Source organism: Janthinobacterium sp. B9-8 (assembly GCF_000969645.2).
In the GTDB taxonomy this organism is placed as follows: domain Bacteria; phylum Pseudomonadota; class Gammaproteobacteria; order Burkholderiales; family Chitinibacteraceae; genus Iodobacter.
The window spans coordinates 2,121,576-2,135,028 of sequence record NZ_CP014222.1 but is presented as its reverse complement, the minus strand read 5'-3'; the positions used below and the strand labels follow the sequence as shown (position 1 = coordinate 2,135,028).

13 protein-coding genes are annotated in these 13,453 nt (G+C 49.5%); 3 read left to right on the top strand and 10 right to left on the bottom strand.

Annotation, left to right across the window (positions count from 1 at the left end; translation table 11 throughout):
* Window positions 1-58 precede the first annotated feature (58 nt).
* Entirely contained in the window at window positions 59-442 is a 384-nt protein-coding gene (gene rnk, locus VN23_RS09580; protein WP_046351309.1) for a nucleoside diphosphate kinase regulator, read from the top strand.
* A 182-nt stretch (window positions 443-624) separates the two neighbouring features.
* Here rnk and VN23_RS09575 read toward each other — a convergent pair whose 3' ends face one another.
* The 4 genes from VN23_RS09575 to VN23_RS09560 all read right to left on the bottom strand — a co-directional run bounded on the left by VN23_RS09575 (window position 625) and on the right by VN23_RS09560 (window position 6,330).
* Window positions 625-2,811, bottom strand: coding sequence for a primosomal protein N' (locus tag VN23_RS09575; protein WP_046351310.1), 2,187 nt, complete (start codon window positions 2,809-2,811; stop codon window positions 625-627).
* Window positions 2,812-3,102: 291 nt separating this feature from the next.
* Complete coding sequence (gene hemE / locus VN23_RS09570) at window positions 3,103-4,176, bottom strand: uroporphyrinogen decarboxylase (RefSeq protein ID WP_046351311.1); 1,074 nt, start codon at window positions 4,174-4,176, stop codon at window positions 3,103-3,105.
* 82 nt (window positions 4,177-4,258) lie between these two features.
* Complete coding sequence (locus VN23_RS09565; RefSeq protein ID WP_046351312.1) at window positions 4,259-4,648, bottom strand: hypothetical protein; 390 nt, start codon at window positions 4,646-4,648, stop codon at window positions 4,259-4,261.
* Window positions 4,645-6,330: a glutamine--tRNA ligase/YqeY domain fusion protein gene (locus VN23_RS09560; RefSeq protein WP_046351313.1), complete on the bottom strand. Its 1,686-nt coding sequence runs from the start codon at window positions 6,328-6,330 to the stop codon at window positions 4,645-4,647. The genes VN23_RS09565 and VN23_RS09560 overlap by 4 nt, the downstream gene beginning before the upstream one ends.
* A gap of 204 nt (window positions 6,331-6,534) precedes the next feature.
* Between VN23_RS09560 and VN23_RS09555 the strand changes: the two genes are divergently transcribed.
* Together VN23_RS09555 and VN23_RS09550 are read left to right on the top strand one after the other, a co-directional pair.
* Window positions 6,535-7,593 carry an ABC transporter substrate-binding protein gene (locus VN23_RS09555; protein WP_046351314.1) on the top strand — a complete coding sequence of 353 codons (1,059 nt, stop codon included), beginning with the start codon at window positions 6,535-6,537 and terminating at the stop codon, window positions 7,591-7,593.
* A 382-nt stretch (window positions 7,594-7,975) separates the two neighbouring features.
* Window positions 7,976-8,416: a hypothetical protein gene (locus VN23_RS09550; RefSeq protein WP_156455169.1), complete on the top strand. Its 441-nt coding sequence runs from the start codon at window positions 7,976-7,978 to the stop codon at window positions 8,414-8,416.
* A gap of 116 nt (window positions 8,417-8,532) precedes the next feature.
* Here the strand turns inward: VN23_RS09550 and VN23_RS09545 are convergent, their stop codons facing one another.
* The 6 genes from VN23_RS09545 to VN23_RS09520 all read right to left on the bottom strand — a co-directional run bounded on the left by VN23_RS09545 (window position 8,533) and on the right by VN23_RS09520 (window position 13,380).
* The gene (locus VN23_RS09545; RefSeq protein WP_046351316.1) at window positions 8,533-9,735 is read right to left on the bottom strand and encodes an EAL and HDOD domain-containing protein; all 1,203 of its coding nucleotides are present in this window, start codon (window positions 9,733-9,735) and stop codon (window positions 8,533-8,535) included.
* A 97-nt stretch (window positions 9,736-9,832) separates the two neighbouring features.
* On the bottom strand, window positions 9,833-10,672 hold the full coding sequence (locus VN23_RS09540) for a uracil-DNA glycosylase (protein WP_046351317.1): 840 nt from the start codon (window positions 10,670-10,672) through the stop codon (window positions 9,833-9,835).
* Window positions 10,669-11,115, bottom strand: coding sequence for a ribosomal protein S18-alanine N-acetyltransferase (rimI, locus tag VN23_RS09535; protein WP_046351318.1), 447 nt, complete (start codon window positions 11,113-11,115; stop codon window positions 10,669-10,671). Before rimI ends, VN23_RS09540 begins: the two co-directional genes overlap by 4 nt.
* Complete coding sequence (tsaB, locus tag VN23_RS09530; RefSeq protein WP_046351319.1) at window positions 11,112-11,792, bottom strand: tRNA (adenosine(37)-N6)-threonylcarbamoyltransferase complex dimerization subunit type 1 TsaB; 681 nt, start codon at window positions 11,790-11,792, stop codon at window positions 11,112-11,114. Before tsaB ends, rimI begins: the two co-directional genes overlap by 4 nt.
* A 138-nt stretch (window positions 11,793-11,930) precedes the next feature.
* A complete protein-coding gene (locus VN23_RS09525; protein ID WP_046351320.1) occupies window positions 11,931-12,143 on the bottom strand; it encodes a hypothetical protein in 213 nt (70 codons plus the stop codon).
* A 418-nt stretch (window positions 12,144-12,561) separates the two neighbouring features.
* The gene (locus tag VN23_RS09520; RefSeq protein WP_046351321.1) at window positions 12,562-13,380 is read right to left on the bottom strand and encodes a siderophore-interacting protein; all 819 of its coding nucleotides are present in this window, start codon (window positions 13,378-13,380) and stop codon (window positions 12,562-12,564) included.
* Window positions 13,381-13,453 lie beyond the last annotated feature (73 nt).

Below are 13,453 nucleotides of genomic sequence, written 5' to 3'. Positions count from 1 at the left end.
GTCTAATCTTGATTGTTAAATATTATTGCCTTTGCCGGCGGGTTTGGAGAATTAGATAATGAGCGTATTGCCCCCGATTACCGTATCCACTTTAGATAGTGATCGTCTTTATGCTTTGCTGGATAAATTGCCTGCAGATGCTTTTCCGGATGCGGATGCATTAGAGGCAGAATTGGGCCGGGCCACTGTGCTGGAGCAGGCCGATATGCCCGATGATGTGGTGTCTATGCACTCTACTGCACGCTTTTTGATGACGCCGGGCGATAAAGAATTTGAGCTGACGCTGTGTTTTCCGCATGAAATAGACGGCGCAGCAGGCAAGGTTTCTGTTACCGCCCCTGTGGGCAGTGCTTTATTGGGTTTATCGGTGGGGCAAAGTATTGATTGGCCTGCGCCGGGCGGTAAAGAAGTAAAGGTTAAAATATTAAGCGTAAGCAAGTAATATAAAATACTGCTGTTTGATTTAACTGATCTTATTAAGCAAGTTTGCCAAGGGCTGAGTTCTGTATTGCACAGGGCCCAGCCTTTTTTATGAATGGGTTAAACTCATTTGGCTTAATCTTGCTCGTTTAAGTGCAAATATCGCAGGCATTTATCCGCAAATGCTCTGCCTCTTTATAGCAATCACATTTCAATCGGGTCCACATCCAGAATACAGCGCACTTTATTATTACGTGCTTCCAGTAGTGGCGCGATTCGTTTTAGGGCATTGACCAGAGGATGGCGCGTGTCGCTCATCACCAGCAGCTGCCAGCGCTCCATGCCCGCTTTGCGCTGCATGGTGGCGGCAATAGGGTCAAACATTTGTACTCCTGCCGCATCGGCGAGCACGGCTTGTAATTGCTGTAGAAAAGCTTTCGCCAGTGTGCCATCTTCGGCCTCGGCCCGTAGTAGCGCATAAGCCGCAAACGGCGGCAGCTGCATGCTGCGGCGCTCGTCCAGCTGCGTATCGGCAAAGGCAGCGTAGTCCTGCGCTAGCAGTTGGCCGTAAAAGGGATGGTCGTGATAGCCAGTCTGAATGAGCACCCGGCCTTGCGTGCCTGCGCGTCCGGCTCTGCCCGCCACCTGTAAAAGCTGGGCATACATTCGCTCTTCACCCCGAAAATCGACGCTAAACAGGCCCGCATCGGCGTTTAACACCACTACCAAGTTAAGTGCAGGGAAATCATGGCCCTTAGCCATCATTTGCGTGCCGACCAGCAAATTAGCCTCGCCCGCGCTTACCTGGCGCAGCATTTCCTGCAAACTGCCTTTGCGCCGTGTGTTGTCCCGATCGATGCGTAAGATTTTTGCGTCAGGAAACAGCGTTTCTAAAGCGGCTTCAATCCGCTGCGTGCCTTGCCCAAGCGGGCGTATATCCTGATTGCCGCAATCTGGGCAAGCGGTAGGAATCTCTTCCTCATAGCCGCAATGATGGCAGCGCAAGCGGCGCTCTTTTAAGTGCAGAACCAGCTTGGCCGAGCAGCGCTTGCATTCGCCTAGCCAGCCGCATTCGCCGCAAGAGAGCACCGGTGCATAACCACGGCGATTGATAAACACCAGTACCTGCTGGCCTGCCGCCAGATGATCACGCATGATATTTAAAGTGGCCTGATGCAGGCCTTCCACCACCTTGGCGCGGTGCATGGGGATAATTTCGATTTTTGGTGGCATCGCACCGCCCACCGCGCGGTGTTGCAGGGTGATCAGGCGATAGCGCCCTTGGCGGGCGTTATGCCAGGTCTCTAGTGCTGGCGTCGCTGAACCCAGCACAATAGGCACCTGCCGCTGATGCGCGCGATACACGGCCGCGTCCCGCGCCGAATAGCGCAGGCCTTCCTGCTGCTTAAACGAGGCATCGTGTTCCTCGTCCACTACAATCATTCCTAAGCGTGGCATGGGTGTAAACACGGCCAAACGTGTGCCGAGCACAATATGCGCCTCACCACTGCTGGCAGACAGCCAGTTCAGAACCCTTTCTTTATCACTTAAGCCGCTATGCAGCGCCACAATACGGGCACTGGGGAAGCGCGCTCTAAACCGCGCTTCCAGCTGCGGGGTAAGGTTAATCTCGGGCACCAAGACCAAGGCTTGCCGACCTCTGGCGAGGCAAGCTGCGATGGTCTGCAAATACACTTCGGTTTTGCCACTGCCAGTAATCCCGAACAATAAAAACGCGGCAAATGACGCATGCTGGCTATCAATCAGGTTGATTGCTGCGGCTTGCTCGGCATTGGCCTCGGCCGCCCCGACAGGCAAGGGAATCGCATCGGGCAGTGTTTCGGTAAAAGCCACCCAACCTGCATCTATCCAGTTTTTTAGCCATTTATTGGCGCTTGGCGAAATAGCTGCCAGCTCGGCACGCGCCATTGGCTGGGCTAGCATTAAGGCAAGCTGCCTTTGTGCCGTGGCGCGGGAAGACAGGCTTTGTAATAGCGCATCCATATTGCTGGCTTGATAGACGCCGCTTGGCTCAGGTGGCACAAAGGCCTTGGGCTGGCGCAAAGCGACGGGTAGGGCGGTGGCCAAGACTTGGCCTAAGGGGTGGCCATAATACTCGGCACAAAAGCGGCTCAGCGCCAGTACATCCTCTGGCAAGGGCGGCATATCATCAGGCAGAGCAATCACTGGGCGGATCTTGCTGCTATCAAACTGCGTTTCAGCGGCTACTCCCAGCACAACGCCTGCTAAACGGCGCGGGCCAAAGGGAATAATCACCCGAGCGCCAATAGCTGGCGTGCGCTCTGCTGTAACGCTATATTCAAAAAGGCGTGTAAGCGGAACATCGAGCGCCACCGAAACATAAACACATTTCTTTAATACTCCGGTCATAAACGCCCTGCAAATAGCTGCAAAACAAGACTACCCACAGATTGTGTGGATAACTTTGTGGATTAACTGAAGATAAGTGGACAAACCCCAATAGATTCGGGGCTATGCTTAGCTTGCCTATTTTTTGAACTTTAAATTAGTCCCTTTAAAATCAATGACTTAAAAAAATCAGTAACAAAGGATTAATTTTACCTTAACACTTGACAAGCTGCCCTTCATGGCTATGAGTAATGTGTATAACTTAGGCTTATATCAAAAAAATCTAATGATCTTTCAGTATAAGCCCTTGTTTTATTTATGAATTTGATGATAGTTTCGTGACAGTTTATGTACACTATTCACCAAGGTGGTGACATGATCTGGGTTGGTGAATTGCGAAATGCCATGGCCCAGATTAAATACATGACCTTCACCCTTGCCAAAGCTTGCTAATAAACGATCCACCTCGGATTCAATTGCGGCGGGATTGGCAAATAAAGCATTCGGATCAAAATTACCTTGTAAAGCCACTTTATCGCCAATACGGCGACGTGCATCAGCCAGATCAACCGTCCAATCCAAGCCCACTGCATCGCAGCCACTATCAGCGATATCTTCCAGCCACAGGCCACCGCCCTTGGTAAACACAATCACTGGTACTTTGCGCCCGTCGTGTTCACGTTTAAGGCCGGCAATCACCTGTTTCATATAATTGAGTGAGAATTCCTGATACTTGCCATAGGCTAAAGCGCCGCCCCATGTATCAAAAATTTGCACCGCCTGTGCACCTGCTTCAATTTGAGCATTCAGATAATCGATCACCGTGCGTGCATTCACATCCAAGATATGGTGCAACAGGTCTGGCCGATCGTAGAGCATGGTTTTTACGCGGCTAAACGTAGCAGATCCTTGGCCTTCAATCATGTAGCAGGCCAAAGTAAATGGGCTGCCCGAGAATCCAATCAGAGGCACGCGGCCATTTAAAGCCTTGCGGATGGATGACACAGCATCGGTCACATAACGCAGCTCAGTGCCTACATCAGGTACGGTCAGCGCCAGGATATCGCGCTCGTCACGCAGTGGTCGCTCAAACTTCGGGCCTTCACCCTCGCTAAAATACAGCCCCAGCCCCATTGCATCGGGCACGGTCAGGATATCGCTGAATAAAATTGCGGCATCCAGAGGGTAGCGCTCTAGCGGTTGTAAGGTCACTTCGGTAGCCAGCTCGGTATTTTTGCAAAGCTGCAAAAAAGAACCGGCCACTTTGCGAGTAGCGCAGTACTCAGGCAAATAACGCCCAGCTTGGCGCATCAGCCAGACCGGTGTGTATTCAACAGGCTCACGGCATAACGCGCGCAAGAAAGTATCGTTTTGTAATTGGCTCATTGATTAATCACTTTCCTTTTAAAGCAACACGCCCCATATGCGGGGCGAATTGCTGAAGAACAGGCGGAAATTCCACATTTTTTTAGCGGCAAAGCTTCTGGGTATAGCCTTTCAAGCCACGACGGCAGCGATGATCTTTTTGCTCTGCCGTAATCACCCACGCAGCATCGACAAAAGCCATTTTCAGGCGATAACGCTCATTCGCCACGCTATCGTCCATCAGGCCTTTAATTTCTACACTGATCTGAGTATGGGCAAAATCTTCGCCTTGCGAGCGCTGCTGAATATCCAAACGCTGATATTCAAACTGCCCGGCAGGGTTGCTGATTTTATCTTTCAGATAAGCTAAAGCCACTTGCACCGGATGCTGGCCTGCACCCCCTTGATACACCACAGCTGGTGTTGCAGAAGGCGTTGCAGAAAATACAGCACCACTACATGCCAGTAAAACCAGTGCTAGTAACTTTCTCATGTGGCGCTTTTCCAAGTGTCTTTCAGGGTAACGGCGCGGTTAAATACAATCTTTTCACCAGCAATATGGTCTTTGCGATCGGTGACGAAATACCCAACGCGCTCAAACTGATAATGGGTTTCGGGTGCTAGATCGCGCGCCACGGCCTCCACATAGGCCGTCACCACTTCCAGTGATTCTGGACTAATAAACTGACGGAAATCGACGTATTCGCCATCCGCACCACGCACCGCATCAGGGCGTGCTTCAGTAAACAGGCGATCATAGAGGCGCACTTCGGCAGGCACAGCGTGCTCTGCTGACAACCAGTGAATCACGCCTTTTACCTTACGCCCCACTGGGTTTTGACCCAAGGTTGCCATATCTAAGCTGCATTTCAGCTCGATGACATTACCTGCGGCGTCTTTGATGACTTCATCGCATTTCATTACATAGGAATAGCGCAAACGTACTTCGCTACCCACGGTCAGACGTTGCCAGCCTGCGGGTGGCACTTCGGCAAAATCATCTTGCTCTACCCAGATCTCGCGCGAGATAGGTACATTGCGCTCGCCAAATTCCGGGTGTTGCGGGTGGTACGGTGCGGCGCGAGATGCTGTGACGCCTTCTTCATAATTAGTCAGCGTCACTTTCAGCGGGCGAACCACAGCCATAATGCGCGGGCAGTTGCTTTCTAATTGCTCGCGTACTGCGCCTTCCAGAATACTTAAATCCACTACGTTTTCTGATTTAGAAACACCCACGCGTTGGGCAAATAATTTAATCCCCTCTGGCGTATAACCACGGCGGCGCATGCCGATCACGGTAGGCATACGCGGATCATCCCAACCCGACACCAGCCCTTCATTCACCAGCGCAGCCAGCTTACGCTTGGAGGTCATGGTGTAAAGCAGCTCAAGGCGCGAGAATTCGATCTGCTGTGGGTGGCAATCGATACTGATATTGTCCAGCACCCAATCGTAAAGCGGGCGGTGATCGGCAAATTCGAGCGTACATAGGCTGTGCGTAATGCCTTCCAGCGCATCAGAAATACAATGGGTGTAGTCATACATCGGGTAGATGCACCATTTATCACCGGTACGAATATGGTGCGCGCGCTTGATGCGGTAGATCACCGGATCGCGCATATTTAAATTAGGCGAGGCCATATCAATTTTTAAGCGCAGTGTTCTGCTGCCATCGGCAAATTCACCGGCTTTCATACGGCGGAATAAATCCATATTTTCTTCAATCGCACGATCGCGGAAAGGGCTGTTTTTACCCGGTACTTCAAAATTGCCACGGTATTCGCGCATTTGCTCGGCGTTCAGCTCACAAACAAAGGCCTTGCCTGCTTGGATAAGCTCTTCTGCGTATGCGTAAAGCTGGTCAAAATAATCTGCAGCATGGCGAATTTCACCCGCCCACTCATAGCCCAGCCATTTCACATCGCTGGCAATGGCTTGCGCGAATTCTTCATTTTCTTTTTCAGGATTTGTGTCGTCCATGCGCAAATTGCACTGGCCTTGGTAATCTTGTGCAACACCAAAGTTCAGACAAATCGATTTAGCGTGGCCAACGTGCAGATAGCCATTAGGCTCAGGCGGAAAACGCGTTTGAATACTCGCATGCTTGCCGCTGGCAAGATCGCTTTCAATCGTGCTACGAATAAAATTGCTTACAATCGGGGCTTCATTGCTCATGTCTGAATAGGGTTCTGTAGATACTTAGATACCGTCTATTCTACCGTAACCAAGTGCGAATAGGGGTCTGCCCATGCGCTTCAGCAATGCGGCAATAAGCACTTGCGTGATATCTTTGCGCCTTTTTTAGAAACAGCCCAGCCCAAACGGCTGTTTTACCTTCTAAACCGCGATATTTAAGCTCATCCAAAGGAAGTGCACACTATGTGGAAATGGTTATTTTTAGGCTTTTTACTTCATGTATCCTGGGCAAATGCTGACGATAAATTATCGATTTATGTATGGAGCAATTCCATGCCTGCCAGCACCATCAAGGCCTTTGAAGCACGCTGCCAATGCCGTGTTGAGCAAAGTTATTATGGCGATAATGAAGAGCTACTTGCCAAGCTGGCTGCGGGTGCTAAGGGTTACGATCTGGTGTTCCCATCGACCTTTGTCCTGCCTGCGCTGATCGGCCCTAATAAGCTACTCGCCCTCGATAAAAACAAACTTCCGCATAGCAAAGATATTTTGCCCGCTTTTTTACGTGTGCCCTACGACAGCAATAATGCCTACCACCAGCCCTTTATGATCGGCGTAACTTTGCTGGGCTATAACGCAGAAAAATTGAAAGCGGCAGGCGTTGATCCAAGCAGTTGGGCCGCTATTTTTGACCCGGAGCAGCTTAAAAAGATAAAAAACAAAGTCACCGTGTTAGATAGCTCGCGCGAATTATTTGCCGCTGCGCTGATGTATCTGGGAAAAGATCCTAACTCTGGTAAGCAGGAAGACCTTGCTGCAGCCAGTGATGTAATCCGTAAAGCCAAGCCTTATTGGGCCGCATTTAATAACGATAGCTATAGCCGCCAACTTGCAAACGGCAATATTTGGCTGGCGATGGGTAATAGCTCGGATTTATTTCAGGCGCGCCGTGAAGTTAAAGAGACCAAGCGAAAATTCAACTTGGAATTTACCGCGCAAAAAGAAGGCAATGAATGGTGGATGGATACCGTCACCATTATGAAAGACGCACCAAGGCCGGATCTTGCCCATCAGTTTATTGATTTCCTGCTAGAAGGAAAAACGGCAGCGGCACAATCAAAAGCCAGTGGTGGCATCAGCCCTGTCAGTACCGCAGTGCCCTTTTTAGACCCGGAGCTTAGCCAGCATCCGGTACTCAATCCCAAACCTCAGGACTTTGCCAAGTGGACTTTATTGCGCGCGTATGATGCCAAAGAGCGGCGCTTATTAAGCCGCTACTGGACGGGCATTAAAGTACGCTAACTTTAAGAAACGAGTGCATCAGCGTGGGTGATTTTGTAGCTACGCTGATCACCTGCGCATGGTTTTTTTAGTTTGGGAATATAAAAAAATAATCTCATAGCTTGAATGTTAGATAGATGCCTGCGTAATTATTTTAATAATTGAAATATGTTTAATTCATTTTTTTAAAAGACATCATATTGATACCGAAATTCTCTATGGCACCTTAAACAGGCTACGCAATCATTTTTGCATTTCAGCGAGATTGTATTTAGTGTATTTTTTACAACTACCTACGGACAAACCCCAATAAATAAAAGTAAAAATGAATAAGTAACTTGTTGTATTGCTTTAAAGCTCCATGTATAAATTAAAGAAATATTGAGAGAATGGAGTGATGAAGGTGAATCAAGGATTGGAAGCGTTTTTTGAGCAATATGGTGAGGCTTATTCTGCCTTGGATGCGAACGCGACCTCGTCCATGTTTGCTTTGCCCTTTATGACCGTTCACCAAGGGCAGGGCACCGTTTGGGAAACGATGGATTCATTGCTGCCTGCAACAGCGGCTTTGCTAGGCTGGTTTGAGCAGCAAGGGTTTCTCAGTGCGACTTACAAGATAGAAGAAGTACTCTTTATTGATGACAACTTTGCAACCGTCAAGCTGATCTGGTCAGTAACGCGACTAGATCTGGCACCTTGGCAGTATGGCACTTGCTATCACGTCAAGCGTGGAGTGGAAGGCTGGAAAATCTACTGTGTAGTGCAATTTGACGCCGTCCCTGATATGGAAGAAGGTGTCGATGCTGCTATTAGGCTGAGTCAGCGCTTAAGCGTATCAGGCTAGGTATTTGTTTTGGGCTTGTCTGTTTGCAAATATCGAATGATCGCAGGGTGGGTGTAAGCCGCGTACTTTTCAGTATTGCTCGTGGTTTGCACCTATTCTGCAACAGGATCGGTGGCCTAGCCTAATTCATTGGCCCAGCTCATGGCATTGAGTAGTGCTTCAAAATCGCAGGGCGGGTTGGTGTTGGCATCAGGGGTGTTGTCTTCTGTCAGCAGGGCTTGGGCGAGTAAATTACCCAGTAAATTACTTTTCCCCATCAGTGCATCTTTTACATCGTCGCTCAGATTGAGCGGCTCTAGTAAATCCTGAAGTGGTGCATTAAAAAAAACATCAATTAAAGAAAACATACCCACCATAAAAGCTTGATCGGCAAAGCTTTGATTGTTTGGCTTTTGTTTTAGTGCCAGTAGTTCCATAAACTTGCCACGAATAGCCGCTGTTTGTACGAGCGGGTTGTTATTGATGGCTTTACCCGATTGCTGTACATAAACCAGTAAATGAATCCAGCGTCCTAATTGACGGCGGCCTAATACGGTGATGGCGGCAGAGAGGCTATCTATTTTTTTAGGGGAGCTTGCTCCGACTGAATTAACCAGCTTTAGTAAATTAATGGTGAGATCGGGCGAGTGCTTAAATGCGGTTTCAATTTCGCTATTATCTGCATTCGAATTAATAAGCCCTAATAGGCGTAATAAAGCCATTTGGGAAGGCTGTGGTTTGCTGCCGGATAAAATAGTGGGTTTGGCAAAGTAATAGCCTTGAAATAAATCAAACCCCAGCTTCATGCAAAGCTGATGTTGCTCCGGGCTATCTACTTTTTCGGCGAGTATTTGCAGCGGGTAGGCGCGTAGCTCGCTCATTAATCTGCGCATTTGTGCGCTGCTCATGCCCATGACTTCTAATTTGGCAAAACAGAGGTGCGGCAAAATGGCACGTTGTGCATCGCCTAAATGGATAATGTCATCCAGGGCTAATTTAAAGCCTTTCTTTTTTAGGGCAAGACAGCGCTCAATAATAGCTGGGGTAATTTCGACTGTTTCCAGAATTTCTAATACAACTTGCTTTGGGGGTAATAATTCTAAGACATCAGACATTAATAAATCTGCGTTTACATTAATAAAGCCGAGTTTATCTCCTAATACACTGCTTGCACCGAGTGTGCTGAATGCGTGCTGAATGACATCTAGTGTTGCCAGAAAATCATCGGGAACGATGGCTTCGTTACGCTGACTGCTGTTTCTGAATAGTAATTCGTAAGCCACCAGCTCTTGCTGGCGGTTTAGGATGGGTTGTCGTCCTAGGTGATAAGCGTTTTGCATGGCGGTCTGAGCAAAGGTGAGTACTGCAGTCTAGCCGCTAATTTTTAAGACTGAAGCGCTCACGTTTATTTTGTTGTCACCAGACAAGATATTCGGTTTAAAGCGGGTGCTTGTTGATTGAGGCTTTAAGGCGCAGCAGATCGTGCCATGCGCGGGATTTGTCTGGTAAGTTACGCAGCAGATAGCTGGGGTTGTAGCTAACAACCAGCGGAATCTGCTTGTAGTGATGTAGATTTTCACGTAGTGCGCTGACGGGCTCGTCGGTTTCTAGCAATGTTTTTAGGGCGAAGCGGCCTACTACAAATAATGATTTGGGCTGGAGTAGCTCGATCTGGCGCTTTAAAAACGGCGCGCATTGCAGGACTTCGGCGGCTTGTGGGTTACGTTTATTGGGTGTGCGGCATTTTATAATATTGGCTTTGTAAACTTGTTGTTCTTCGCCGATGGCTGCCAGCATATTGTCGAGCAGCCTGCCTGCCTCACCTAGAAACGGGGTTTGCTGGGCTTCTTCGTCACCATCCGGTGCTTCACCGAGTACCATAATATTCGGCTGCATTGGCCCCGTGCCAAAAACAGGCTGTTCGCCATTTTTCTGGCGGCTTTGGCAAAGTGCGCAGGCGGTACAGCTGCTAACTGCACTGCGTAATTCTTCCCAGCTCATTATCGAGATTCGCTTCGATCGCTCGTCTTCTACCGGCTCATTAGCAGGAGCGATAACGGGCGGCGGCGTAAATTTAGGCGAGCTCACTAATGGCGCAAGCGCTTGATGTGCCGCTACTGCCACAGGTGAAAAGCCTTGCGGACGAGGCACAGGAGCAGCGTTGCTGGCTGGGCGGATGGGAGCGGGCTCAGCCGCTTGCAGCTCAGCCAGAATATCTTTGCGTATCCAGACCGGGCTAAGGCCCAGCTCATCCAGTATCAGCGCCCGGCGGCTCATTTAAAAATACTCAGTGCAAAAATTAAAGCATCTTCACGGCCAGAGCCGCTGGCTGCCGGGTAGTAAGCAGGGCGGATGCCAGTTTCAGCAAAGCCCGCTGATTCGTAAAAACGCCTTGCTTGGCGATTGGATTCACGCACTTCTAAAAACAGGCTTTGCGCGCCGTTGTTGGCTAGCTTTTCGCTTAGCGCACTAAAAATACGCTGGCCAAGGCCCTTGCCTTGTAATGCTGGCGCAACGGCAATCAATAGTAGCTCGGCTTCATCAACCATCTTCATCGCTACAGCAAAGGCATTCAGGCCCGCTTCGCCATCAATGCCAAGGCAAACATCGGCTTTTAAAGAATGCTGCCAGTGGCTGATATCCCAAGGGTGCGAATTGGTGGCCGCATCAAGTGCCATGAGTTGTGGAATATCGCTGGCATTTAACTCGCGTACTGTCATTTCTTGATTCGCTCGTGGGTTTTGAGGGCCACTTTATTGCGTAAATATACCAGCTCTGCTTCTGCTGCGGGCATGCCTTTGCCTGCGGCAAAATCAGGCAGGGCTAGCGTTAGAATATCTTTGGCCTGTGGAAAACGCGCTGCATTTGCACCGTTTAGCTGAGCGCCAAGGCGCTGCTTGAGTGCCTCGCCATACGCCGCAAAGCCGCTGCCTGCGCCTAGCCAGTTACTACCATCCGGAAGCGGGATCGCATCAGGATCGCTCAGGCAAGGCTCGATAATGGTTTGCCACACGCCCGCTTCTTTGCGATAGGCCGCGCAATAAACTTGGTTCATTCGGGCGTCCAGACATACATAAACCTGATTGGCCTGACAGCCTTCAGCCAGCGCTGCTAAGGTAGAAATTCCCAATACGGGGATATCTTGCGCAAAGGCTAAGCCTTGGGTGATCCCCGCCGCGATACGCAGGCCCGTAAAAGAGCCGGGGCCATTGCCAAAGGCGACCCCTGCGATGTCTTTCATGCTGAGCTGGCATTCTTCCAGTAGCGTCGCTAAGGAGGGAAGAATCATCTCGGCATGTTTTTGACCGGCAGGCCAATCACGGGCAACAATGCCCTTGCTGGTGCTGATTGCGAGTGAAAGATATTCGGTAGAGGTGTCGAGCGCGAGATAGGGCATGGGCTGGCAGATGAACAATTAAGCCAAGATTCTACCATGCGAGCCGGTATTGCAGGTTTTGGGAATAGCTTGGGCGAAATGTAAAAAGCCCACGTTGTCGTGGGCTTTTGAGTGAACTACTTAGCTTACATTGCAGATTTAGTGAAATTGCACTTGGATCTGTTGTTTGGCTAAAGCTGCGGCGCTGTTTAATACGCTGTGCAACTTATTGTCGTGTGCTTGGGGTGCTGCTTGCCAGTCGGTGACTGGCTTTTTTTGCTTGCCGTGACAAACGACGATTTGGTACCAACCTTCCATGCCTGTGTGGCGGGTGGAGGGACGTGCTTCTACGATAAAATCAAATTGTGCCATGATGGCTCCTAGTAAATGGCCATCCAAGGTTGGATGGCAAAGCACCAAAAGAAGAGCACCTGGTTCGGGGAGAACTTGCAGAAAAGCTGAGAAGGCTTGCTGGATAGTACTGCTACAAACACATTGCGAATAAAGATATTCGCTTTACAAGGTTATGCTCAATCAAATTAGTGGAGTGATTGTTGCTGTCTTCTTGTTTCTTGTCAACAGTTTTTTGTATTTTTTGATAAAAAAGTGCAAATTACAGAATTTTCCCATGTCTTTATTCTGTAATAATTTGTTTTTAAAGCATAAATGAGCAGCCCGCCATTTTATGAATGTGGTGGGCTGCATGCAGCAAAGTAGTAAATCAACGCCTTGCTTTCTTCATTTTTTCTGCTTGTGACAGGAGTTGTCGCCGATTTATCTGGTCTATAGCTTACGCTGGTGTCAGTACTTCATCCATAATGCGATGGCGCTCGTCGTGGTAGGCCTCTTCGCTGTGCTGATATTTCCAGTAAGGCACGGCGTAGCACTGACTTACATTGAGCTTTTTATTAATACGCAGATATTTTCGGATTTGCACTACGGCTTCTGTTTCGCCTGCCACGGTGGCAGAGACGGATCCTTCTGGCCACGGCAGATCCAAAACAGCCTGAGGTAGCAGAGCACTAGGCGTGGTGCTGATTAGCCATACAATATTAACTCCAGCTGGGTGTTGCAGAGGCTGCTGGTCTTCTGCTGTAGGAATCTCGATCAAAGCGGTGCCAATGGCGTTTGCAGGCAATGCTTCAAGCACTGTGCAGAGTGCTGGCAGGGCCGATAAATCACCCGCTAATAAAAAGTAATCTGCGTCTGGATTAAAACGTGCCGGGCCACTGGGGCCTGCCAGGCCGACATCGTCGCCTATTTGTGCATGCTGCGCCCAGTAGGAAGCAGGGCCGTATTCATCGTGAATCACAAAATCAACGACTAGTTTTTGTTGCTTGGCATCAAATTGGCGAACCGTATAAGTGCGCACCACAGGCCGGTCTTGCGCGGGGGGCCAGATTAAGCCTTTGGGGCCAACGGTAGGCAGGGTGAGTGCCCGGCCTTCCTGGGGCAACAGCAGCTTGATATGTGCGCCATTACTCGGGCTGGGAAACCCTTGTAGCTCTGGTCCTCCCAGAGTAAGACGTTGCAAATGCGGAGTAAGCGGCACGCTTTGCAGTACTTGCAATTTGCGCGGGGCTTGTTTAGGAGGCGATTCTTGACTCATGGCAGCTCACTTTTTGGCGACATCTCGATGACGATACCGCAGTATAAATGATAATGGTTACCAATTGTATTGT